Source organism: [Acidovorax] ebreus TPSY (assembly GCF_000022305.1).
GTDB lineage: Bacteria > Pseudomonadota > Gammaproteobacteria > Burkholderiales > Burkholderiaceae_C > Diaphorobacter > Diaphorobacter nitroreducens.
The window spans coordinates 1,208,841-1,232,427 of the sequence record NC_011992.1; the positions used below are offsets into that span (position 1 = coordinate 1,208,841).

At 64.1% G+C, this 23,587-nt stretch carries 20 protein-coding genes and 2 pseudogenes; 11 read left to right on the plus strand and 11 right to left on the minus strand.

Going from position 1 to position 23,587, the window contains the following annotated elements; genetic code table 11:
* Nucleotides 1-19 precede the first annotated feature (19 nt).
* Together DTPSY_RS05765 and DTPSY_RS18805 are read left to right on the plus strand one after the other, a co-directional pair.
* Nucleotides 20-589 carry a DUF4148 domain-containing protein gene (locus DTPSY_RS05765; protein ID WP_003821150.1) on the plus strand — a complete coding sequence of 190 codons (570 nt, stop codon included), beginning with the start codon at nt 20-22 and terminating at the stop codon, nt 587-589.
* 232 nt (nt 590-821) lie between these two features.
* Nucleotides 822-935, plus strand: a pseudogene (locus DTPSY_RS18805) (cation transporter); the annotation flags it as partial.
* Here DTPSY_RS18805 and DTPSY_RS18810 read toward each other — a convergent pair.
* Nucleotides 882-1,223: a hypothetical protein gene (locus DTPSY_RS18810; RefSeq protein WP_041838806.1), complete on the minus strand. Its 342-nt coding sequence runs from the start codon at nt 1,221-1,223 to the stop codon at nt 882-884. The pseudogene DTPSY_RS18805 and the gene DTPSY_RS18810 overlap by 54 nt on opposite strands.
* A 57-nt stretch (nt 1,224-1,280) precedes the next feature.
* On the opposite strand from DTPSY_RS18810, the gene DTPSY_RS05775 reads away from it, so the two are divergent.
* The 6 genes from DTPSY_RS05775 (at nt 1,281) to DTPSY_RS05800 (ending at nt 11,285) form a co-directional block, all read left to right on the plus strand.
* Nucleotides 1,281-3,470 (plus strand): heavy metal translocating P-type ATPase, encoded by a 2,190-nt coding sequence (locus tag DTPSY_RS05775; RefSeq protein WP_017513344.1) that lies wholly within the window; start codon nt 1,281-1,283, stop codon nt 3,468-3,470.
* 138 nt (nt 3,471-3,608) lie between these two features.
* Nucleotides 3,609-4,889, plus strand: coding sequence for an efflux RND transporter periplasmic adaptor subunit (locus tag DTPSY_RS05780; RefSeq protein ID WP_234493403.1), 1,281 nt, complete (start codon nt 3,609-3,611; stop codon nt 4,887-4,889).
* Nucleotides 4,886-8,062, plus strand: a complete 3,177-nt coding sequence (locus DTPSY_RS05785; RefSeq protein WP_012614062.1) for an efflux RND transporter permease subunit — start codon at nt 4,886-4,888, stop codon at nt 8,060-8,062. The genes DTPSY_RS05780 and DTPSY_RS05785 overlap by 4 nt, the downstream gene beginning before the upstream one ends.
* 20 nt (nt 8,063-8,082) lie before the next feature.
* Nucleotides 8,083-9,588 carry an efflux transporter outer membrane subunit gene (locus DTPSY_RS05790; RefSeq protein WP_003821143.1) on the plus strand — a complete coding sequence of 502 codons (1,506 nt, stop codon included), beginning with the start codon at nt 8,083-8,085 and terminating at the stop codon, nt 9,586-9,588.
* Between the two features lie 49 nt (nt 9,589-9,637).
* Complete coding sequence (locus tag DTPSY_RS05795; RefSeq protein ID WP_015912830.1) at nt 9,638-10,024, plus strand: MerR family transcriptional regulator; 387 nt, start codon at nt 9,638-9,640, stop codon at nt 10,022-10,024.
* A 79-nt stretch (nt 10,025-10,103) separates the two neighbouring features.
* Entirely contained in the window at nt 10,104-11,285 is a 1,182-nt protein-coding gene (locus tag DTPSY_RS05800; protein WP_012614063.1) for an MFS transporter, read from the plus strand.
* 163 nt (nt 11,286-11,448) lie between these two features.
* On the opposite strand, the gene DTPSY_RS17895 is transcribed toward DTPSY_RS05800, so the two are convergent.
* Nucleotides 11,449-12,021, minus strand: coding sequence for a TetR/AcrR family transcriptional regulator (locus tag DTPSY_RS17895; RefSeq protein ID WP_017638772.1), 573 nt, complete (start codon nt 12,019-12,021; stop codon nt 11,449-11,451).
* Between the two features lie 122 nt (nt 12,022-12,143).
* Between DTPSY_RS17895 and merA the strand changes: the two genes are divergently transcribed.
* Entirely contained in the window at nt 12,144-13,598 is a 1,455-nt protein-coding gene (gene merA / locus DTPSY_RS17900; RefSeq protein ID WP_003821139.1) for a mercury(II) reductase, read from the plus strand.
* A gap of 377 nt (nt 13,599-13,975) precedes the next feature.
* Entirely contained in the window at nt 13,976-14,821 is an 846-nt protein-coding gene (locus DTPSY_RS05815; RefSeq protein ID WP_024082530.1) for an MFS transporter, read from the plus strand.
* A gap of 46 nt (nt 14,822-14,867) precedes the next feature.
* Here the strand turns inward: DTPSY_RS05815 and DTPSY_RS05820 are convergent, their stop codons facing one another.
* Complete coding sequence (locus DTPSY_RS05820) at nt 14,868-15,371, minus strand: ClbS/DfsB family four-helix bundle protein (protein WP_003821138.1); 504 nt, start codon at nt 15,369-15,371, stop codon at nt 14,868-14,870.
* A 181-nt stretch (nt 15,372-15,552) separates the two neighbouring features.
* Complete coding sequence (locus DTPSY_RS05825) at nt 15,553-16,095, minus strand: nuclear transport factor 2 family protein (RefSeq protein WP_015912832.1); 543 nt, start codon at nt 16,093-16,095, stop codon at nt 15,553-15,555.
* A 199-nt stretch (nt 16,096-16,294) separates the two neighbouring features.
* Here DTPSY_RS05825 and DTPSY_RS05830 point away from each other — a divergent pair, with 199 nt between their 5' ends.
* Nucleotides 16,295-16,990, plus strand: a complete 696-nt coding sequence (locus tag DTPSY_RS05830; protein ID WP_003821135.1) for a FadR/GntR family transcriptional regulator — start codon at nt 16,295-16,297, stop codon at nt 16,988-16,990.
* 155 nt (nt 16,991-17,145) lie between these two features.
* Here DTPSY_RS05830 and DTPSY_RS05835 read toward each other — a convergent pair whose 3' ends face one another.
* The 7 genes and pseudogenes from DTPSY_RS05835 to DTPSY_RS05865 all read right to left on the minus strand — a co-directional run bounded on the left by DTPSY_RS05835 (nt 17,146) and on the right by DTPSY_RS05865 (nt 23,586).
* Complete coding sequence (locus tag DTPSY_RS05835) at nt 17,146-17,556, minus strand: hypothetical protein (RefSeq protein WP_012614065.1); 411 nt, start codon at nt 17,554-17,556, stop codon at nt 17,146-17,148.
* Between the two features lie 298 nt (nt 17,557-17,854).
* A pseudogene (locus DTPSY_RS05840) lies at nt 17,855-19,744 on the minus strand (conjugative transfer ATPase); the annotation flags it as partial.
* Nucleotides 19,744-20,184 (minus strand): TIGR03751 family conjugal transfer lipoprotein, encoded by a 441-nt coding sequence (locus DTPSY_RS05845; RefSeq protein ID WP_003821115.1) that lies wholly within the window; start codon nt 20,182-20,184, stop codon nt 19,744-19,746. The gene DTPSY_RS05845 and the pseudogene DTPSY_RS05840, both read right to left, overlap by 1 nt.
* The gene (locus DTPSY_RS05850; protein ID WP_003821113.1) at nt 20,165-21,583 is read right to left on the minus strand and encodes a TIGR03752 family integrating conjugative element protein; all 1,419 of its coding nucleotides are present in this window, start codon (nt 21,581-21,583) and stop codon (nt 20,165-20,167) included. The genes DTPSY_RS05845 and DTPSY_RS05850 overlap by 20 nt, the downstream gene beginning before the upstream one ends.
* Nucleotides 21,573-22,490 (minus strand): TIGR03749 family integrating conjugative element protein, encoded by a 918-nt coding sequence (locus DTPSY_RS05855; RefSeq protein ID WP_003821112.1) that lies wholly within the window; start codon nt 22,488-22,490, stop codon nt 21,573-21,575. The genes DTPSY_RS05850 and DTPSY_RS05855 overlap by 11 nt, the downstream gene beginning before the upstream one ends.
* Nucleotides 22,487-23,179: a PFL_4703 family integrating conjugative element protein gene (locus tag DTPSY_RS05860; RefSeq protein ID WP_003821110.1), complete on the minus strand. Its 693-nt coding sequence runs from the start codon at nt 23,177-23,179 to the stop codon at nt 22,487-22,489. The genes DTPSY_RS05855 and DTPSY_RS05860 overlap by 4 nt, the downstream gene beginning before the upstream one ends.
* Nucleotides 23,176-23,586 carry a TIGR03750 family conjugal transfer protein gene (locus DTPSY_RS05865; RefSeq protein WP_003821108.1) on the minus strand — a complete coding sequence of 137 codons (411 nt, stop codon included), beginning with the start codon at nt 23,584-23,586 and terminating at the stop codon, nt 23,176-23,178. The genes DTPSY_RS05860 and DTPSY_RS05865 overlap by 4 nt, the downstream gene beginning before the upstream one ends.
* Nucleotide 23,587 lies beyond the last annotated feature (1 nt).

A 23,587-nucleotide genomic window follows, 5' to 3' on the forward strand; every position in this document is an offset into this window, starting at 1 on the left:
ACGTCAAGGAGTATTGACCATGTCCAAGAAAATTCGCTTTGCTGTTCTGCTTTCCGCACTTTTTGCTGCTGGAGTAAACGCTCAACCGTTCGCCGCAGATATGACACGGCAACAGGTCCAGGAGGATCTGGCTGCTTGGAGGCAATCTGGGTTGGAAGCGTTGTCTCGCGGCGAAAGCGGCCCGGATACGTTCAGCCCTCAATACCAGGCTGCCTTTCAGCGCTACTTGCAATTGACCCAAGGTGATATGTATCAGGCGCCCTCAGCAGGAAAGACTCGTGCTGAAGTGATGGCTGATTTGGAACTGTGGAAAATCTCCGGCATGCACGCGTTCACCTCGCGCGGAATCACCACCGCTTCGCACACCCAAGCCTACCAACAAGCCTACGAGAGCTATCTCCAGCTCAAGCTGGGTGCGGCTTACAAGGCTCCGGTGGCATTGACTCGTGCTCAAGTAAAGAGTGATTTGGCAGATTGGCAGGTTGCGGGAATGGCTGGATTCTGGGCTGGTGAGCAGACGCCTGATACCTATAGTGATGCCTACCGCACCGCATTTGAAACCTACCAGATGCTGCGCAACAAAAAATGACTTAATGGCAGCTGCATAAAGCAGCGGTCGGATGGTTCAGCCAGAAAGAGATTCTTTCTTTTTTTTGAATAAACATACAAACAAGTGTTCATTTGTTTGCATAACATTCCGATCGCTGATTTGTGCGTCCTGCCACGGCGATTACTCAGAGAACCAGGAGATTGATATGTCTTTGGAAACATTGGACGGCACAGGAGCGCAGGACGAACAACTGGGCTTTCGGGTCGAAGGTATGGATTGCGCCAGTTGCGTCGGCAAGATTGAAACAGCGCTTGGTCGAATTGATGGCGTATCAAATGTACAGGTTAATTTTACAAATGAGACGCTGACGTTGACGCGCAGCACAAGTAGCCGAAATACTGCACGCGACATTGCCAAGAAAATCCGGTCCCTGGGCTTCGACGTGCAGGCACTGCCCGCGTCCGAAATGTCCGCAGCACCTGCACCGTGCCATGCGGCCCACGCGCATGACCACGCCGGCTGCGGCGGCCACCATGACCATGGGCATGCCCACGACCACGGGCACGATCATTCGCACGGCAAAGCGTGCGGTGATGACCATGGGCATGGCCATGCTCACGGCCATGCCCATGCCCATGACCACGGTCACGATCACGGGGCCTGCAGCGGGCATGACCATGCGCCGGCCTCTGCCTCCCGTGGAGCACCCAGCACGCCCCCCAACGTGTCCATGCGCGTCGAGGGCATGGACTGCGCCAGTTGCGTCGGCAAGATCGAAACGGCGCTCGCTCGCATGGATGGCGTGTCCGATGCCCGCATAAACTTCACCGCAGAAACGCTGGAATTGACGCTCGCGTCTGGCGGCCCCACGCAGCTCGGCCACATCGAGAAGACCATCAAGAGCCTGGGCTTCGGCGTCTCCGACGTGCGCCGCCATGATGGCTCAGCACCCGCGGCCCCAGCAGCAGCATCGACGGCGCGCCATCAGCGCTGGTGGCAGACGAAGAAAGGCAAGCACGTGCTGGGCCTGGGCGGCCTGATGGGCTCGGCCTACGCGATCGCGCAGTTCGTTCCTGGCTACGCTGAATGGATCTTCGCCGCTGCGGTGATCGCGGGCGTGCTGCCGTTCGCTCGCAAAGCCTTCGCGCTGGCTGTGTCAGGCTCGCCGTTCTCTATCGAAACGCTGATGGTCGTCGCCTCGCTGGGCGCGCTCGTGATAGGCGAGGCCGAGGAAGCTGCTGCCGTGGTGTTCCTGTTCGCGATCGGCGAGCTGCTGGAAAGCGTGGCCGCCGGCCGCGCGCGCGCCGGCATCAAGGCGCTGGCCTCCCTGGTGCCTAAGACGGCGGTACTGCTCGATGCCGCGGGCGGGCAGCGCGAAGTGCCCGCCGCTTCCCTGCGCGTGAGCGACCGCGTGCTGGTGCGCCCTGGTGACCGGGTGCCTGCGGACGGCAAGATCCTCCGCGGTGAAAGCAGCCTGGACGAGTCGCCTATCACCGGCGAGTCCGTACCGCGTCAAAAGGCTATCGGTGCCGACGTGTTCGCCGGCTCCATCAACGTCGATGGCGTGCTCGAAGTACAAGTCGAGAAGACGGCATCGGACAACACCATTTCTCGCATCATCCAACTGGTGGAGCAGGCGCAGTCCTCCAAGGCGCCCACGGCTCGCTTCATCGAAAAGTTCAGCCGCTACTACACCCCTGCCGTCATGGCCATCGCGGCGTTGATCGTGGTGGTTCCGCCACTTGCCATGGGTGGCGACTGGGGTACCTGGCTGTACCGCGGCCTCGCACTGCTGTTGATTGCCTGCCCATGTGCGCTGGTGCTCTCCACACCGGCGGCCATCGCCTCGGGCCTTGCGGTGGCCACGCGACGGGGCCTGCTGATCAAGGGTGGCAACGCGTTGGAAACCATCGGCCGCGTGCGCGCCATTGCCTTCGACAAGACTGGCACGCTGACCGAGGGCAAGCCGCGCATCACCGAGGTCCTGCCCTTCGGGCTGTTCAAGCATCAACAGGTCCTTGCGCTTGCCGCCGCTGTCGAGTCCGGCTCAAACCATCCCTTGGCGAAGGCCATTGTCGCCCATGCCAAGAGCCTGGACGTGGCGATTCCCCAGGCCACGGGCGCATCGGCCATTGCCGGCAAGGCGGTGCGCGCCACCGTGAACGGCAGTGCGCTCGCTGTCGGATCGCCCGCCCATGCGGAACAGACGGCCACGCTGACAGCCGCGCACCGCAGGGAAATCGACAAGCTGGAGGATGGCGGCAAGACCGTGGTGGTCCTGTTCGACGAAGCCAGCAAGAACGTTCTGGGCCTGCTGGCCCTGCGCGACGAGCCCCGCCGCGACGCGCGCGAAGGCGTGGCCCAGCTCAACGCCATGGGCGTGCGCTCGGTCATGCTGACCGGCGACAACCGCCGCACCGCGCAGGCGATCGCCGGCAAGCTGGGCATCGAGTGGGAGGCCGAGCTGCTGCCGCAGGACAAGCTGCGCTTGGTCAACGAGATGAAGCGTGATGCCAAGGTGGCGATGGTCGGCGACGGCATCAACGACGCGCCGGCCCTGGCGACCGCCGACGTGGGTATCGCCATGGGCGGCGGCACGGACGTGGCGCTGGAAACCGCCGATGCCGCGCTGCTCAAGAGCCGCGTCACGGACGTGGCCCACCTGGTGGCCCTGTCGCGGGCGACGATGGCCAACATTCACCAAAACGTCGTATTCGCCATTGGCCTCAAGGGCTTGTTCCTGGTCACCACCGTGTTGGGTATCACCGGCTTGTGGGTTGCCGTGCTGGCCGACACCGGCGCCACGGCCCTGGTCACGCTGAACGCACTGCGCCTGCTGCGCTTCAAGGGCGCGCCGGAGGCCAACCACGGCGACGACGCCGGGCGTCCCACCACCTTGTCCGTGCCGTCTGCCCGCTGAGGCAACAAGAGGGCTTGACCTTGCCGTCGTTGTAACGCCTAGCCTCCACACAAATGTCTGCAGAGCGCTTCGGAAGGGCCGGAGTCCTGCATCCAAGAAAGGGTCACTTCCATGCGTAAAAAAATCAGAATCATTGTGGTGGCAGGCGTCATCGCAGCCGTCGGGGGGATAGCGATCGCTGCCCGCGACGCCAAGGACGAGGGCAAGGCCGCGGCGCCCCCGGCGGGCGCGCCGATGGCGCCGCAGGTGCCCGTGGCCGAGGTCATTACCCGCACGGTCGCGCCATCGGCCGAGTACACCGGCTTCCTGGCCGCGCCCAAGACCGTCGAGCTGCGCTCGCGGGTCGGCGGCGCCGTCGATGCGGTGAGCGTTCCCGAAGGTAGCCTCGTGCGCAAGGGCCAACTGCTGTTCCAGATCGACCCGAGGCCGTTCCAGGTTGCGCTCGACACGGCCGTGGCGCAACTGCGTCAGGCCGAGGTGCTGGCCAGCCAGGCCCAGGCCGACTTTGACCGCGCCGAGCGCCTGGTGGCGACCGGCGCCGTCGCGCGCAAGACCTATGACGATGCCGCCTCCGCACGCAACGCGCGCCAGGCTCAGGTGCAGGCGGCTAAGGCCGCCGTTGCTGCGGCTCAGCTGGACCTGTCCTACGCCCGCGTCACTGCGCCCATCGCCGGGCGCGTCGACCGCGTGCTCGTGACCGAGGGCAACTTGGTCAGCGGTGGCGGCGCCGGCGCGGCCACGCTGCTGACCACGATCGTATCCATCGACCCGTTGCACGTGTACTTCGACATTGATGAGGCCACCTATCTCAACGTCGTCAGCCGCTCGCGGCCCGCTGCGGGCGCCGGTAGCAAGGCTTCGCTGCCCGTGCAGGTCGGGCTGACCACGGACAAGGGTTTCCCGCACAGGGGCGCGCTCGACTTCGTGGGCAACACCATTGACCGAAGCACCGGCACGATCCGCGCGCGCGCCGTTGTGCCCAACCCGGATGGGCGCATGGCACCCGGCATGTTCGCCCGGGCCAAGCTGTCCACCGGCGCGGCGCGCGAGGCCGTCCTGATCGACGATCAGGCCGTGGGCACCGACCAAGGGCGCAACTACGTGCTGGTCGTGGGCGAGAACAACCAGGCCCAGTACCGGCCCATCGAACTGGGGCCGGTGGTGGACGGGCTGCGCGTCATCAACGGCGGCCTGCAGGCCGGTGAGAAGATCATCATCAAGGGCCTCGTGCGCCCCGGCATGGCGGTCACGCCGCGCATGGTGCCCATGCAGGCGCCCGCGGCACCGGCCGCCGGCGCGACCGGCGCGACCAAGGCTGCGGCAAACGCTCCGGCTCCCGCTGCGGCGCCTGCCAAGGCCGGTGGCGCGGACCCCGCCAAGGCTGACGGCGCGGCCGGCTCGGCGGAGGCCCGCAAATGAATTTCCCCCGCTTCTTCATCAACCGGCCGATCTTCGCCATCGTCCTGTCGGTGCTGATGCTGATCGCGGGCGCGATCAGCTATTTCCAGCTCCCCCTGAGCGAGTACCCCCAGGTCACGCCGCCGACGGTGCAGGTCACCGCCAGCTATCCCGGCGCCAACCCGCAGGTGATCGCCGACACCGTGGCATCGCCGCTGGAGCAGGCGGTCAACGGCGTGGAAGGCATGATGTACATGCAGTCCCAGATGTCCACGGACGGGCGGATGGTGCTGACCATCTCGTTCGAGCAGCACATCGACCCCGACGTCGCGCAGATCCAGGTGCAGAACCGCGTCTCACGCGCGCTGCCCCGGTTGCCGCCCGAGGTCCAGCGCATCGGCGTGGTCACCGACAAGACCGCGCCCGATATTCTCATGGTGGTGCATATGCTCTCGCCGGGGGACCGCTACGACCCGCTGTACGTGTCCAACTACGCGATGCTCAACGTGCGCGACGAACTGGCGCGCCTGCCGGGCATCGCCAACGTGATCATCGGCGGTGAAGGCGAGTACGCAATGCGCGTCTGGCTCGACCCCGAGAAGGTCGCATCGCGGGGCATGACCGCCAGCGATGTGGTCGCCGCCATCCGCGAGCAGAACGTGCAGGTCGCAGCCGGCTCGATCGGCCAGCAGCCGAATGCGTCGGCCGCCTTCCAGGTCAGCGTCAATGCGCTGGGGCGCCTGACCACCGAAGAGCAGTTCGGCGACATCGTGATCAAGGCCGGCGCCAACGGCCAGGTGACCCGCCTGCGCGACGTCGCACGCCTGGAACTGGGCTCGGACAACTACACCATGCGCGGCCAGCTCGACGGCGAGAACGCGGTCGGCCTGCAAATCCTGATGACGCCCGGCTCCAATGCCCTGGACACGTCCAGCGCGGTGCGCGCGACGATGGAGCGGCTGCAGGCCAAGTTCCCCGAAGGCATCGAGTACAAGATCGCCTACGACCCCACAGTCTTCGTGCGCGCCTCGCTCCAGTCCGTCGCCGTCACGCTGCTGGAGGCCATCCTCCTGGTGGTGATCGTGGTGGTGCTGTTCCTGCAATCTTGGCGCGCGTCGATCATTCCACTGATCGCCGTGCCGGTCTCGCTGGTCGGCACGTTCGCGGTGATGCACATGTTCGGCTTCTCGCTGAACACGCTGTCGCTGTTTGGCCTCGTGCTCTCCATCGGCATCGTGGTGGATGACGCCATCGTGGTGGTGGAGAACGTGGAGCGCCACATGGCGCTGGGCGAATCGCCCAAGGATGCGGCGCGCAAGGCGATGGATGAAGTGACTGGCCCGATCCTGGCCATCACCTCGGTGCTGGCAGCGGTCTTCATCCCCTCGGCGTTCCTGTCGGGGCTGCAGGGCGAGTTCTATCGCCAGTTCGCGCTGACCATCGCGTTCTCGACCATCCTGTCGGCGATCAACTCGCTTACGCTGTCGCCAGCGCTGGCCGCCATCCTGCTCAAGCCGCACCACGGCGCGGCCAAGCCCGATCGTCTCACGCGCATCATCGACGGCGTGTTCGGCGGCTTCTTCCGCCGCTTCAACCGCTTCTTCGATCGCGCCTCGAATTCCTACGTCGGGGGCGTGCGCCGCGCGGTGCGCGGCAGCGCCATCGTGCTGCTGCTCTACGTCGGCTTCCTGGGCCTGACCTGGCTGGGCTTCCACAAGGTGCCTGCGGGCTTCGTGCCGGCCCAGGACAAGTACTATCTCGTGGGCATCGCCCAGCTTCCGACCGGCGCCTCGCTGGATCGCACCGAGGCGGTCGTCAAGGAGATGACCAAGATCGCACTGGCTGAGCCGGGCGTCGAGAGCGTGGTGGCCTTCCCGGGCCTGTCGGTCAATGGACCGGTGAACCAGCCGAACACCGCGCTGATGTTCGCCATGCTCAAGCCCTTCGATGAGCGCAAGGACCCGTCGCTGTCGGCCTTCGCCATCCAGGGCAAGCTCATGGGCAAGTTCAGCCAGATCCCGGACGGCTTCGTTGGCATCTTCCCGCCGCCGCCGGTGCCGGGCCTGGGTTCGATGGGCGGCTTCAAGCTGCAGATCGAGGACCGGGCGGGCCTGGGTCCCGAGGCGCTTGCGCAGGCACAGGGCCAGATCATGGGCAAGGCCATGCAGGCGCCCGAGCTGGCGAACATGCTCGCCAGCTTCCAGACCAATGCGCCGCAGTTGCAGGTGGACATCGACCGGGTGAAGGCCAAGTCGCAGGGCGTATCGCTGACCGAGGTGTTCGACACCCTGCAGGTCAACCTTGGCTCGCTCTACGTCAACGACTTCAACCGCTTCGGTCGCACCTACCGGGTCATGGCCCAGGCCGATGCGCAGTTCCGCATGCAGGCTGAGGACATAGGCATGCTCAAGGTGCGCAATGCAGCGGGCGACATGATCCCGCTGAGCGCGATCGCGACCATCGAGCGCAGTTCCGGCCCCGACCGGGTGATGCATTACAACGGCTTTCCCTCGGCCGACATCAGCGGCGGGCCAGCGCCGGGCTACTCGTCCGGCCAGGCCACCGCCGCGATTGAGAAGATCGTGAGCGAATCGCTGCCGGACGGTATGACCTACGAATGGACGGACCTGACTTTCCAGGAAAAACGGGTTGGCAACACGGCGATCTACATCTTCGCGCTGGCGGTGCTGCTCGCCTTCCTGTTCCTGGCGGCCCAGTACAACAGTTGGTCGCTGCCGTTCGCTGTGCTGCTGATTGCACCCATGGCGCTGCTCTCGGCGATCGCCGGCGTCTGGCTCTCTGGGGGCGACAACAACATCTTCACGCAGATCGGTTTCGTGGTGCTGGTCGGCCTGGCTGCCAAGAACGCGATCCTGATCGTGGAGTTCGCCCGCGCGAAGGAAAGCGAAGGGGCCGATCCGCTGGCAGCCGTGCTCGAAGCCGCGCGCTTGCGGCTGCGCCCGATCTTGATGACGTCGTTCGCCTTCATCGCTGGCGTGGTGCCGCTGGTGCTGGCCAGCGGTGCGGGCGCCGAGATGCGCCACGCCATGGGCATCGCGGTGTTCGCCGGCATGCTGGGCGTGACGGTATTCGGCCTGGTGCTGACGCCGGTGTTCTACGTTGTGGTGCGCAAGCTGGCGCTGCGCCGCGAAGCGCGCCATGCCCGTGGCGGCATGACCGACCAGCACGCATGACGGCCAGGAGGACATACGACATGAAAACATCTTTCGCATTCACACGACCCGCCAGGACGCTGGCGCCGCTCGCCCTCGCGGCGGCGCTGGCTGGCTGCTCCATGGCACCGAAGTATGACCGGCCCGCAGCGCCGATCGACACGGCCTATCCCTCGGGCGCGGCCTATGTGGAACTGGCGGCCGCGACGCCCGACGACGCGATCACGGCCGAGATCGGTTGGCGGGACTTCTTCCGCGACCCGCTGCTGCAGCAGTTGATCGGCATTTCGCTGGAGAACAACCGCGACATGCACAAAGCCGCGCTCAACGTGGAGGCGGCTCAGGCGCTGTACCGTATCCAGCGTGCCGAGATGCTGCCGAACCTGGGCGTTTCCGCCCGCGGCGCGTCAGAGCGCGTACCGGCCGACCTCAGTACCACGGGGCAAAGCGACGTGCTCCGGCGCTACGACGTGGCCGGGGTGACGGCCGCCTGGGAGCTGGACCTGTGGGGCCGCATCCGCAGCCTCAACGACCGGGCGCTGGCGTCCTACCTGGCCCTCGACGAGACCCGCATCGCCACGCAGATGAGCCTGGTGTCCGAGGTGGCCAGCGCCTACCTCACGCTGCGCGCCGACCAGGAACTGCTGCGCCTGACGAGCGACACCCTCGCCACACAGAAGCGCTCCTATGACCTGACCACCCAACTGGTGGAAGCGGGAAATTCCACGCAGCTCGACCTGCGCCGCGCGGAGATCGCGCTGCGCACCGCCGAGGCCAACCGCGCCGCCTACACGCGGCAGGCGGCCAAGGACCGCAACGCGCTGGTGCTGCTGCTGGGCCAGCCGCTGACGCCGGAGCTGTCCCGGCAGCTTGACGAGGCCGTGGCGCTGCCGGACGACATCGTGCCGACCGACCTGCCGAGCGGCCTGCCGTCCGAACTGCTCGCGCGTCGGCCGGACATCCGCGCCGCCGAGCAGATGCTGATCGGCGCCAACGCCAACATCGGCGCGGCGCGGGCCGCGTTCTTCCCGACGATTAGCCTCACGGGCTCGGCGGGCACGGCCAGCGCTTCGCTGGACGGCCTGTTCGATTCGGGCTCGCGGGCCTGGAGCTTCCTGCCGCAGATCACGCTGCCCATCTTCCGCGGCGGCGCGTTGCGAGCCAATCTGGACGTGGCACAGGTACAAAAGAGGATCGAAATCGCCAACTACGAGAAGTCTATCCAGGCGGCCTTTGCTGAGGTGGCTGACGGCTTGGCGGGCAAGCGCACGCTTGATGAGCAGATCCGCTCGGAGCAGCTCCTGGTAGCGGCTAGCCAGAAAGCCTACCAACTAGCCGAGCAACGCTTCCAGGAAGGCGTGGACGACAACCTCACCTTGCTCGATGCGCAACGCACACAGTACGGTGCGCAGCAGACCCTGGTGCGCACGCGCCTGACGCGGCTGAACAACCTCATCCACCTCTACAAGGCGCTGGGTGGCGGCTGGACTGAGCACACGGTGCAATCGGGCGCCACCGGGCAACCATCCGCCCGGTCGCCGGGATAAGGGCTATGCGCAACGGCGGCGTTCCCCATCGTTGCGCACGGAGAACCGGATGAGGATCGGTGAACTTGCGCGCTTGACGGGCACCCCCCCGGAGAACATTCGGTTCTACGAGCGGGAGGGCCTGTTGCAAGCCCCGGAGCGGTCACGCAACAACTATCGGCGCTATGGCCCGGCCCATGTCGAACGGCTTCACCTGATTCGCAACTACCGTGCCTCGGGAATCGGCCTGGATGACGTGCGCCGCCTACTGGGTTGGGCACATGAGGGGTTCCTGGAACCTGAGCTGCTAAGGCAGGCTGTCCAAGGCCATCTCGCCTGTGTTGAGGAACGCATGGAGCAACTGATCCAGGTGAAAGAGCACCTGCTCGCATTGGCCCTGCACGGTGCTGCTTCCGCCGGGGCTTCCGAGGATGGACCGGCTCGCGATGGTTCGTGAGCATCGCATGTCCATATAACTGAATATATATTCATGCGTGTAATATTTCCGGCCAGACAAACGAATAAGAAAGACGCCCATGACCGACCAGAGCATCACGCGCCGAAACATCGGCGTTCTCACCGCCGCGCAGGCGCTCGGCGGCGCCAGCGCGCCCATCGTGATGTCGCTGGGTGGGCTGGTCGGCCAGCAGCTTGCCAAGAATTCGGCCTGGATCACCTTGCCCGTGAGTCTGTTCGGCCTGGGTCTTGCCATCGGCACCTTGCCTGCCGCCTTCATCATGCGGCACCATGGCCGCCGCAACGGATACGTGGTGGGGGTCGGCTTCGGCGTGGCCTCGGGCCTGATCGCCGCGTTGGGCATCATGCTGGCCTCGTTCTGGATCTTCTGCGCCGGCACCTTCCTGGCGGGCTTCTACGGCGCGTATGTGCAGAGCTACCGCTTCGCAGCCGCCGACACCGCCGAGGACGCGCTTAAGGCCAAGGCCATTTCCTGGGTCATGGTGGGCGGTCTCGCGGGCGCCATCATCGGGCCGCAGTTGGTGATCTTCACGCGCGATGCGGTAGCGGGCACGCCCTACGTTGGCAGCTTCCTCAGCCAGGCGCTGCTGCCGCTGATCGCCTTGCCGATCCTGCTGATGCTGCGCACGCCGAGCCAGACCCAGGCCGAAGCAGTCGCCGATAGCGGTCGGACGGTGCTGCAGCTCTTGGCGATGCCGCGCTATCTGCTGGCCGTGGCTGCGGGCGTGGTGTCCTATGGGGTGATGGCGTTCGTGATGACGGCCGCGCCGGTGGCGATGGTCAACCACGGGCATTCGGTGGACAACGCCGCCCTAGGAATACAGTGGCACCTGCTGGCGATGTTCGGGCCGAGCTTCTTCACCGGGCGACTGATGGTGCGCTACGGCAAGGAGCGCGTGACCGCCGTCGGCATGGTGCTGCTCGCCGCCTCCGGGGTGGTGGCCCTGGGCGGGCTCGGCCTGTCCCACTTCTGGGGCTCGCTGGCGCTGTTGGGCATCGGCTGGAATTTGAGTTTCATCGGCGCCACGGCGATGGTCACCGACTGCCACACCCCGGCCGAGCGGGGCAAGGCGCAGGGCATGAACGACTTCTTCGTCTTCGCCGCCACGGCGGCCGTGTCGTTCCTCGCGGGGTCGATCCTGCACAGCTCGGGCTGGCAAGCGGTCAACTGGATGATCTTCCCGGCCTTGGCGCTGATCTTGGTGCCGCTGCTGTGGCAGGGGCGGTACGGTTGCAACTGACTTGACTTGGGGCATTGATCGAGGACTGGAAGCCGATAAGTGGCCCGTTCCGGCACTACACGACTTGTCTCCACTGCTGAAACTTCGGAAAGCTACTTTGCCGTTCCACCTTTATTGATGGTCAAAGAGTTGTATGGACAGATGAATTTAGTTAGTTAGTTAGTTAGTTAGATTTATCAAGAAGCAGTTTAACCACGGCTTTGGCTTTGCGAGCAGCGTGCAGATCTCCAAGAACGTGAGCCTGAATAATCGCCCCTTCAAGCAACATAGCAATTGTTTCAGAGATTTGAACTATCGATTCTCTGGACGTTATGACAAGTGAAGTGTGGTGTGTGATCCATCGCAGCATAGCCTCTTTGTTTCGGGCGCAAAGCTTATGTATATCATGATCCGGATTGCTGAATTCGGCGCTGACATTAATGAAATAACAACCCAAGAAAAGTGGCTTGGATTGATCGAGACCCTGAAACAGATCGTCAAAAGCATCAAGCATGGCATACAAGGCGTCCCTACCTGGCGTCGCTTCGTGCAAACGCAAATCGAGCCAAGAGAAATACTGCTGATCACAATATTCGACGGTCGCAGCAATTAGATCTTCCTTGCTGGAGAAATGGTTATATAGCGTTTTCTTGGCAATGCCGGACTCTTCAAGTACCCGATTGATGCCAACAGCATGAATGCCGTACTTATAAAAAAGGTTAAAGGCAGTTGCGACTAACTGTTCTTTTTTGTCCATGATGTTATTCATCGTTGTGAGGATTCATACGCGACATGTTGACACAAGGAGACAGGGTTGTCTACAATCCCTCAAGGAGACCGATCTGTCTCTTTCTTTGCAATTTCCTTGAGGCTTCTTTTATGAACACGACAACAGCGGCTTCCGCACAACAGCCCTCCGTCATCTATGATCTAGTCACGATAGGTTCCGGTTCGGCGGCTAGAGCCGCAGCGAACGAAGCACGTAGGCTCGACAAAACAGTCGCCATGATCGAACAGGGGTTGGCAGGAGGGACCTGTCTCAATGTAGGATGCGTTCCTTCAAAGACGTTGCTTGCGGCGGCTTCTGCTCGCATGTCTGCTGCGCATGGGAAGTTCCCAGGTATAGCGACCTCGGCCGGGCCTGTCGACTTGTCTTTGCTTGTCAGAGATAAAGATCAAATGATCGGGCACTTCCGGCAGTCTTTCCATGTACAAGCACCCAAGGATGCAGGTATTGCGGTATTTCGCGGCAAGGCGACCTTTGTAGCGTCAGATGAGCCAGATATCGTAGCGCTCGTCGTCGCGGACTCAGACGGAAACACAAACCTGGTGTACGCCAAGCAGGTACTGATCGCCAGTGGGGCAGCGCCATTCATTCCTTCCATTCCTGGCCTCAGTGAGGTGGACTTTCTCACTTCCGGCTCGGCCATGTCCCTTGAGCAGGTGCCTGAGTCCATGCTGGTCGTCGGCGGCAATGCGATCGGTCTGGAGCAAGGTCAATTGTTCGCTCGACTGGGCAGCAAGGTTGAAGTGGTCGAGATAGCTCCTCGAATTGCACCGTTCGAGGATCCCGCGATTTCTGCGGCACTGGAGCAGGCGCTGTCAGCGGAGGGCATCATGTTCCATACTGGCGCCAATCTGACAAACGTCGTACCACACGAGAGCGGGGTGCTTGCAACTGTCGTCGCCGAAGGACGTACTCAGCAAATTTTCGCCCATAAGATTCTCATAGCGACGGGGCGCCGTCCGGCAACTGAAGGACTCAACTTGGATGCTGTCAATGTGTCCAGGGGCGATCGAGGCGAAATAATTGTGGACGAACATCTGCGAACCTCAAATCCTCGCATCTGGGCAGCGGGCGATGTCACTGGTATGGCTCAATTAGTGTATGTCGCTAGTGCGCAGGGGACCGTGGCCGCGAGCAATGCTCTGGGCAACGAGCCTCGGTCCCTAGACTACACCGCCTTGCCCCGCGTCATTTTCACGTCGCCCGAGATGGCTGCTGTCGGCATGACTCCTATGCAGGCTGAGGCGGCCCAAATTGCCTATGATGTTCGTGAAATTCCGGTTTCCTTTGTTCTACGTGCTATTGTAAGTCGTCACGACAAAGGGATAATCAAGATGATATCCGAGCGTGAGACAGGAAGGATTCTGGGTATTCATATGGTAGGCGAATCTGCTGGAGAGGTTATTGCAGCTGCAACCTATATTATCTCCGCAGGACTTACGGTTGACCAACTTGCAAAACAGTGGTCTCCGTACTTCACTATGGCGGAGTCGCTTAAAAACGTAGCAAGCAGTGCGCCAACTTTGGAAGATTCGGCTAATGGCTAAATCTTATTATTACTATGCGCTTAAATTTCAAGGGATCGTTTCAGGGTAAAGTTTCCTGATGTGAGCATGTTTGAGTTTTTTGCTATGGCGGGATCGCTCAATGGGCTTCCCGCCTTTTTTGTGGTGAATCATTAAAGAATTTGCCGATCTTGAATATATGCATAAAAACTCAGGGGGTGCCGTTCAGTCTGTTGACGAGAAAGATAGGATTCTTTTACTGAGAAATTCCCGTCAGAACTTCAATTTATCTTCTCTAAATTTGAAAGGTTGTCAGGCAATTCATGCGCGATGAGTAGACACGCTGGCCTGCTTCAGTGCCCCCGAGTACTGCGACCAGAAGGAAAGGGGTTATTCGTTTCATAGTTCGATTTCCTGCTGTGGGCTACTGCTTCGCAGCCGCCGTCACCGCCGAGGACGCGCTTAAGGCCAAGGCCATTTCCTGGGTCATGGTGGGCGGTCTCGCGGGCGCCATCATCGGGCCGCAGTTGGTGATCTTCACGCGCGATGCGGTAGCGGGCACGCCCTACGTTGGCAGCTTCCTCAGCCAGGCGCTGCTGCCGCTGATCGCCTTGCCGATCCTGCTGATGCTGCGCACGCCGAGCCAGACCCAGGCCGAAGCAGTCGCCGATAGCGGTCGGACGGTGCTGCAGCTCTTGGCGATGCCGCGCTATCTGCTGGCCGTGGCTGCGGGCGTGGTGTCCTATGGGGTGATGGCGTTCGTGATGACGGCCGCGCCGGTGGCGATGGTCAACCACGGGCATTCGGTGGACAACGCCGCCCTAGGAATACAGTGGCACCTGCTGGCGATGTTCGGGCCGAGCTTTTTCACAGGACGACTGATGGTGCGCTACGGCAAGGAGCGCGTGACCGCCGTCGGCATGGTGCTGCTCGCCGCCTCCGGGGTGGTGGCCCTGGGCGGGCTCGGCCTGTCCCACTTCTGGGGCTCGCTGGCGCTGCTGGGCATCGGCTGGAACTTCAGCTTCATCGGCGCGACGGCGATGGTCACCGATTGCCACACCCCGGCCGAGCGCAGCAAGGCGCAGGGCATGAACGATTTCTTCGTCTTCGCCGCCACGGCGGCCGTGTCGTTCCTCGCGGGATCGATCCTGCACAGCTCGGGCTGGCAGGCGGTCAACTGGATGATCTTCCCGGCCCTGGCGCTGATCCTGGTGCCGCTGCTGTGGCAGGCCGCGCGAAAGCCGGCGCTGCCAGCTCCGGTCTGATCGGAGCGGTGCAAGAGGCGCTCCGCGCAGTGGGTCGCCTCGGCCGCTACAGCACCTGCTTCCACTGGCGCAGCCTCGACAGCGCGTCGTCGTAGGCGGTGGAGGTGAAGAACTGGATCTTGCGCCCGAGGGTCTTCATCGGGCTCAACGCGGGATCGAAAAGCGAGGCGTTCGAATGGTGCGCCACGCAGTCGAGCACCCGGTCCTGTCCCTCCGTGAGCATGGCTTCCAGCTCGCGAAGGTCTCTGCCCGCGAAACGGCGCTGGAAGCCGGCAGAAAGACGCTCGGCCCGCTGCGCCATCGCACTCGGCGAGTAAAAGGACGCCGAAGGTCCAGGCGTCCGATCATGCGCGAACTGCAGGATCATCGTGTTCCAGACGATGACGTCCACCAGGACCATCGCAGCGTTGGTATGCAGGCGCGGCTCCTGCCAGATCATGGCCGTGTGCCGGTAGTGGCTGGCGGGAATGGTGGCAGCTTCTACCCCGAGCTTTCGGTGGCTGGCGCGAACCTTGTCAAGGAGTTCCTGCTTCGTGGTTGGTAGTTTCATTCGGGATTTCTATTTCATCGAGACAAGGCTCGATAACCGGCGTGTCAGATATTCATCAAGTCACCAGCGCAATTACCTTGGATTGAGGAAAAGCGCTTGCCTCACCGCTGCGCTGGCGGCGCCGAGGGCTTGTGCATGATGAAGCGGGACATGTCGGTGATTTCCTGTTTGCGGATTTACGTTACTGCTGAAGCTGCTTCTGCATGGTGTTGTGGTTGTAGTAGTCGCTGGCATAGACAATCTTTCCGTTCGAAACACGGAAGAAGCTCGCGCCGAAATAACTGATGGTCGAACTGGAGGGCGACGTCCCGCCATTGCTGTTCTTGGTGGCGGTGAATTCCCACTCGATCGCCACACCATCGCCGGAGGCAACCGGCTGCGAACGGATTTTCATTTTTCGGTCGGGCAGGATTTTCATCAGAAACTGCGAGACTTCGGTAATGGCTTGAGGCCCAGTGCGGGACGCTTCATTGCTGGTATTGAAATAGACGACGTTGGAATCGAGCACTTTTTCCATCGCGTCGGTTCGCCCGCCATTCCAGGCGTCAAGGTATTGCCGGACCACCTTCACGTTCTCTGGCTCATCTGCCGCCTGCGACGTGACGCTATAGGCGAGTGAAGCCAGCCCGAGGAATATCGCTCCCAAAGCCTGCACCGGACGGCAGCGCAAGCCGTCTGAAGAACGAAGGGGCCTGAATGACAGGGCGTGCTGCATGTTGTTCATGGTCGAAATACTCCAAAAGGTGTTGAAAAAAATCCCGCTCGCACGGGCGTGGTGGAAAATCGCATGTCGCGCGCAACGAAGCACAGGCCGTCGGCAATTGCTCTTTTGTCAAATACATAGAATCATCCTATGTATAAGGCCTGAGTTGCTACAATCGAGGTCCGATGGGCTCCCGTCTCTACGTCATTTGAGAACCGCGATGAATAACCGCTTCACACTCCCACAGGCGCCGCGGCGTTCGCTCGTCGATTCGACGATTGAGCTGATCCGCGGCCAGATCGAGGGAGGCGCCTGGAAGGTCGGCGAGCGCATCCCCAGGGAGCAGGAACTGGCCGAGATGCTGGAGGTTGGCCGCAACACGGTGCGGGAAGCCATTCGCGTGCTCTCGCACGGCCAGGTCCTGGAAGTCCGCCAGGGTGATGGCACCTACGTGCGAACCAATATCGATCCGGCCGAGGTCATGCGCCGTGTCGGGCGTTCCGGCTTGCGAGAGCACTTCGCGTTGCGCTGCATGCTGGAAACCGAGGCGGCCAGGTTGGCCGCGGTGCATCGGTCCAAGGCGGACGTTGGGCTGCTGCGCCGACTGTTGAAGGCCCGCGGCGAGCAGGAGCAACACGCATCGAGCGCGGCCTTTGCCGAGGCCGATACGGCTTTCCACTGCGCGATCGCCGGGATGTGCGGCAACGGCGCGCTGGCTGAGCTGTACCGCTACTTCGCGAACTCGGTCCGCATGAACACGCTGACTGCGCTGAAGGACAAGGAACTGCCCGAGCCGGGTCTCGCGACCCATGAGGCGATCGTGGATGCTATCGAGCGCCAGGATGGAGAAGCAGCTGCGGCGGCTGTGCGGAACGTGGTCGCTCCGCTGATTGCGGCACTTGAGAAATCGGGTTGATCCGAGCGCGACTCCCGCGCTGGCAATGCCGCTTTCCATCGAGCAGCCGGTCGCCGGCCCCGTTGATCGGAACGCGGGTTGTTTCCCGGAGAGCACGCGGTAGCCGGTCCTCATGGATAGGCCCTTGGTGCGCTACAGCGACCGGACGGTGCTGTTCATATCGAATCTTCGACGCGACCACCCGCCAGGACATACCGGGCCAGCGCCTCGGCATCGGCGTGGGTGGCCCGGGTGGACTGCGGTGTACCGAAAGCCTGGACGAGCTTTGGCAGCATGGCCTCCAACTGGGCTCGCTTATCCGAATCCGGTTCGACGTGGATGAGCGCGAGCAATGTGCCGCCAAGCGTCTCCTTGTGAGTCTTCAGCCAGACGCCGCGCTGAGCGCGATCGTCGAGAGTCTCTTCTGGCCCTCCCGCGACGTAGATAAGCACGAAGGGCTTTCCGCAGGCGACGAGTTCATCCATTTCCGCGCACCAGGCGCTGCTGTATCCGTTGTAGATGCTTGCGCCGTCGAAGCGGACGATGGGGAAATCGCTGGTGTCGTGAACTTTCGGTTGCTGGGACATGATCCTGGACTCTCGCTATTAACGTCCTAACATCCTACCTTTGTTGAGAATTACTTGCAACTGAAATGGGCATGGGCACACCGCCGTGCAGCGCCAAGTGACGGGCGAAATAAGGGCTTGACCTTCCAACAATGGGAGGCCCTACAGTGAACCCATCAACCTCATTCAAGGAGTTTTTTCATGAAGGTCAACAAGTTCAGCCTCTTGTTCATTGCGGGCGCCGTCGTGGTCGCCGCCGGCCTGATGGCCGTCCAGAAGAAGGTGGTCGTCCCGTCGGGTGAAGCGATGCAGGCCAGTGCGGGCGGAGGTCTTCATCCAGCGCGTCGGCGTCGAGCGTCTGCACGTCGCTGGGCGTCTCGATCAGCCGACGCGCGTCTGCGAATGGCGCGAGGCTGATGCCCGAACCTGGGGCCAGCTTGACCCGGTTTACCGTCAGCCCGAGCATGCGTGCGAAGTCGCTGAACAGGCCGAAGCTGTTGCCAGCCTCCACGATGAACAGCCGCGGTCGGTAGATGGCCGTGACCTGATTCAAGAGGTTGTTGAGCGTGGCGCTCTTGCCGGAGCCGGTGGGGCCGAACAGGAACAGATGGGCGTTCATCTGCCGATCCAGGCGGCTGAGCGGGTCGAAGGTGATCGGCCCGCCACCGCGGTTGAACATCGTGATGCCCGGGTGCCCCGTACCTTGAGCGCGGCCCCACACCGGCGACAGGTTCGCCGCGTGCTGAGCGAACATCAGTTGGGTGTACCACTTGCGCCGATCCTGGCCGGGGTTGTAGCAGCATGGCAGCCACCGCAAGTAGCTGTTGAGCGGCGCCACCTCGTCGTCCTCGCGCACCGGCTGCAAGCCAGCATTGAGCATCACGTTCGCCAGGTCCAGGCCGCGCCGGTCCAGTTCCGCTTCGTCGCGTCCGCGCAGGTAGAATGCCAGCGTCCCCCGGTAGAGCTTGTGTGCGCTGCCGATGAGGGAGCGGGCTTCCTGCACGTCCTTCAACGTCTGCTCCGACGCCAGCGTCTCGCCCACGGCCTTCTTCGCCAGGTGGTTGAGATCCGCTTCCAGGACATCCTGCGGCGTGGCGACCATCGTGAGACACAGCAAGGTGTCTTCCGGCATCTGGTCGAACAGCGTGTTGATGGCATCCCCTTTGCGGGTCTCGCCGGTCAGGTGTCCGGTGCCGGGCGGCATGCGCAGCCGGTCGGTGATCAGCACGCGGTGCGGCATGCCGTCGAAATACCAGGTGCCGTGCTCCACGTCGGAGCGTGGCTGGCCGAAGAACAGCCGCTGGCTGAAATCCCGCCCGCTCGCCAGCTCGATTTCGCCGGCCTCGCTTTCTTCGGTGCTGTCGGGGTAGCGCGCCAGCGCGTAGAAGCGCTCCCGGTCCTCTGCACTCGGTCCAAGCATCGCCGGGCGCGGATTGAACCACCGCAGCAGCCAGTCGTGGACGTCGGCTGCGACCATGCGCCGTGCCTGGATGCCGGCGTTCGCCAGGCCGCCGCACAGGCGGTCGCAGACGATGTTCAGCATCTGCTCGGGCGTCTGGCCGCGGCGGCTTGCCTGCCCAGTTGCACGGCGATAGATCACCATGCGCACCCGCCGCGTCTGGCCGCGCCAGCGCAGCCGCGTGACCACCGTGTCCTCGAACAGGCCGCCCGGCTTGGCGACCGCGCGCAGGTGGTGGCCGAAGAAGCGCAAGTAGAACTCGGTGAAAGCGGTGCCGCGGGCACGCGGCTGCACGTAGTCGCGCAGGGTCTGCATGTACTGGTCGAAGCTGGGCTCGTCCTGGGCATAGAGCTGGAGTACCCAGGGGTTTTCGTCCAGCTCATCGAACGAGTCCTGGAGCGCGTTCTCCAAGGCATCGCGGGCATGCGCGAGCCAGCCGGGCTCCCGCCCCTCGGTGCCCAGCGGCACCAGCTCGTAGAAGGCAGCGACCGACTGCCCATCCTCCAGCAGCATGGACTTCGACTGCGGCAAGAACTCCACCCAAGGCAGCAGTTCCGCGAACGACGGCGCGACGTCGTACAGCGCCTGCTCGTCGGCTACCGTCGCCGGCCTGCGGCCCTGGACCGCTGCGCCGGGTTCAGGGACGCCGGCCTGGCGCAAGGCCTCGACGTGGCGCTGCCAGCCGTCCGGCTTCTCTTCGTCGCCGGTGCCGGATGCGGCCAGCTTCGGCCAGGGAAGTTCCCAGCGCATCAATAGTCCTCCAGCCGTTCACCGGGCATGGCGTACTGCACGCGCTGGTACAGGGGGAAGACCGTCGTGTAGCCCGGAACCGGCACGGGGTCCGTGCCCGCCAGGTGCGGGTACACATACATGACGAGATCGGGGTTGGGCAGGCGCTGGAACTGGCGATAAACCTCGTTGCGCGCCGTGCGCGTGTAGCGCATCTGCTCGACGGGCGCAGCCTGCACATCGGCGTCGGTCAGCGGCCGGCGCAGGCTCTGGCGCGCGTCGAGCAACTGCCGGCGCGCGACCTGGCCGGTGCCACTGCCGCCGCCACCCGTTTCCTGCTGCCAGATGTCCATCATGGTGCGGTCGCTATGGGTCAGCAGTTCTTCCTTGCTGGTGGCGCAACCGCTGAGCACGGCGACGGCCGCGGCCAGCGCGAGGCCCTTAATCGAGTTCGAGCGCATGGCTTTCTCCTGCACGGTGATCGACGCGCCGGCCTTCGGGGTCGTGATCGATGGCCAGCGGCTTTTCGAGGTGGACGGCGACCTTGGCGCCTGGCTGCACATAGACGGCGGCGAAAGCCTGTCCGTAGAGCTTGTTGACCCAGGTCGACATGTCCCGGACGCCGCCCGCGAGGATCTGGCCGACTGCTTCCTTGCCGCTGATGCCCACGGTGCCGATGGCGCCGTCCGAGCCGACGTAGGACATGCGGCCGCTGTCGCTCTCGATGAGCGAGGCCACGCCGGCTCCGGCCGCGGTGATCAGAGCTTGCGACCCGAGGTACTGCTGGGCGTTGCTGCGCCGTTCGCCGCTGACGCACGGGATGCCGTGCGGGTCGCTGATCCAGCCCAGGCCGTCGCGCTGCTGGTTGTTCTGCTGGTTGCCTTCGCGGTCTTCGGGAATCGTGCGGATCGTGCCGTCGTTGAAGACGAAGGTGATGCTGCGAACCTGGCCGCGCACGCACGAGAGCGTCCAGTCGCCCGATGCGGTTCCGGAGAACACCGCGCCGGCCACGTCGGGAATGTCGATGCCGTTGGCAGTCAGATTGTCCGGCCCGACCAGCACCTTGAAGGGGTACGGATCGTTCACCGTCCCGTCGATCGGCACGCGCCCAATCAGCGCCGTCATCGCCACGGAGCCCATCAGTGTCGAGTTGGTCGGCACGGTATAGACCGGCTTGGCGCTCTTGACGCCTGCCGCACCTGCGCCGGCGTTCGCCACGGTTTCCGCGGTGGTTTCCAGTGTGCTTTGTGCCGGGCCGAAGCTCGTCGGGAAGCTCATGCCGCTGCCTGCGCCACGACTGCCATTGCGGCCCTCGGCCTTCTTCGCGTCGTCCGGTTCGACCCAGCGCATGCCGCCTTCCATGCCGGCCTCGTCGCCGCCGCGCAGCCCCAGGCCCACCGGCAGATCAGCGTGACCGCCGCCGCGCCCGCCAATGCTGTCCAGGCGCCGCTGCAGGTCGGCGAGCAGCCCCTCGGTCTGCTGGCGCGCGCTGGCCGCCTGTTCCTGGTCGCGGCGCAGGTTGGAGCGCTCGGATTCGAGGGCCGAATTGATGCGCTGATCAATGGAGTTCTCCCGCTGGCGCAGCCGCTGGTTTTCCTCGCGCTGCGACTTGTTGTCGGTCAGCGCGGTCTGAAGCTCGGTGCGCAACTGTTTCACCTGGGCGACGAGCGTTGCCACGGTATCGCGCGGGGTATCGCCTTCGATGCCCAACGCCTTCATTTCCTCGGGCGTGAGCTTGGAGCCAGCATCCGCGGCGGGCGGTGCCGACGTGCTTCCACCGGAGAACAGCCGGATGGCAACGAACAGCACCAGCAAGGCGACCGGGATCATCAGCCACTTGAGCAAGCCGTTACTGCGCATGGCGGGCCTCCTTGCCATCGTCGGCTTCAGCTTCCCGCTGCGGCAGATGCACGGCCGGGTCGAAGCGGTGGATCGCCGGCAGCAGCGATTGCGCGAGGCCGTGCCCGCGCGTCACCAGGTACAGGACGGTCGTGTCCTCGGGCGTCCCGCGCGGTCCGAGCGCTTCGTGCTGGAAGGTGGCGGTGAGGAAATCGCCTTGCAGCACGCGCGGGTCGAGCGTGACCCAGCCGCTGCTGCTGTTGGTCAGGCGCACGGCCGTGACCCACTGGTCTTCCAGACGCCACGACGCGAGCGCGACCGCGCGCACCGGCAGCGTCGGCATCAGCGTGCCGAGGTCGAGGTCACGGCGCAGGTTCACCCGCATGACGCCAGGCAGCGACTCCACAGTGCGCAGCGGCGCGTAGAGGTTCTGCGCGGCGAAGCGCGTCAGGACGACCGGAACCGGGGTTTCGCGCCGGGTCGCCCGCGTACCTGCTTGGTCCTGGGCGCGTGCCGGGGCCTCATCGGCACCGCCTGGCTGATCGCCGTAGCGCGCAGGGGTGCTGCTGCCCTCGACGATGCGCACCGGCTCCAGCTCGGCTTCGCCGTCTTTGGGCGGCTCGGCCGCAATGTCGAGCAGGATCAGCGCGCCCGTGTCGGCGTCCTGCAATTGCAGCCGCGTGGGCTCGATCGGCTCGCTGGCGCGCAGGTACACCGCGCCACCTGCGCTCTGCACGCGCAGGCGTTCGCCCACGCCTGCGGGCACGCCCACGCGGACGTTCCGGTCGATGAACACGATGCGCTCCTGGCCGACCTTCAGCGGCACCGCCAGCGGCATGCGTTCCCACCGCAGAATCTCCACAGCATGGGAGACGGGTGCCGCGGCCACGGCCAGCAGCCCCAGCAGCACGAGTACAGGATGCTTCATGGGGTGTTTCCTCCTTGGGGCGCTTGCGGAGACAGGCCGCCAGGTGCCGGGCGAGTCGGCTCCGGTGCGCTGATGCGCTGGGGCGCGCCGTCGTAGCAGTCCAGCGCCAGGCCGAAGGGGTTGCGGGCGGGATCGACGTCCACCCGCGTGACCTTCACCGGGTAGCGCACGAGCGCGCGCTTGACCTGCTCGGCGCCGTAGTACTCGTCGGCGGTGATGTCGAGCGTCACCACCCAGTCGCGGTCGGAGACCACGCGCACGCGCGCCGTGGGGTCGTCGCCGTAGCCGCGGCCGGGGATCTCATAAATCCCGCGCACGCGCTGGCGCAGCTCGCCCGTGGAACGGCGGTAGTCGTAGTCCGCGCGCAGGAAGGCCTGGCAGGACGGGGTAAGGTACGGCGAGAGCGTGTGGAGGTTGCGCGGATAGTCCTCTTCGCCGTTCGTCGGCCAGCGGTTGAGGGTCTGGAACACGTAGAACGTGAACGCATAGACCGATTCGGGCGGCACTTCCCACCACTTGCGGGTACTGCCCGAGCGCAGGTCGGGCGGGACGTGGATGGTCAGGTCGCGCGGCGCGCTCCACCAGCCACCGCCCATGACCAGGGCGACGATGACCAGCGCACCAGCACCCAGGCGAAGCGTCTTGATGTGCGCCTGCAGGTGGGTGATCTCGTTCTTGAAGCGGCTCATCGTGCCCCCCTTGCAACGGACCTTCGGGTGGACCAGAAGCCGGAGCGCGAGATCAGCACGTGGCCGCCTACCCATCCCGCCATCAGTGGATGGCGCGTGGCGATGCGCCATTGCAGTTGCCGGTACAGCCAGGTGTCGGGGCGCCCGCGCTTGAGCCGGCGCAGGATGCCGCCGCCGATGAAGACGCCCAGGGCCACGCCCAGGACGACGAACGTCGGCGCGATGGCGATCGTGCGGAACACCCAGGACAGCGGCGCGCCGACCAGCAGGCCGGCGGCGCCGGACAGGCCGCAGCAGATCCACAGTTCGTCGGCGGTGAGGCCGCGCACGACAACAGGGTGGCGGTTGAGCCGATGCGGAAGGAACGTGACCGTCCCGTCCGCACGGACGTGCTGCTGCTCGGACATA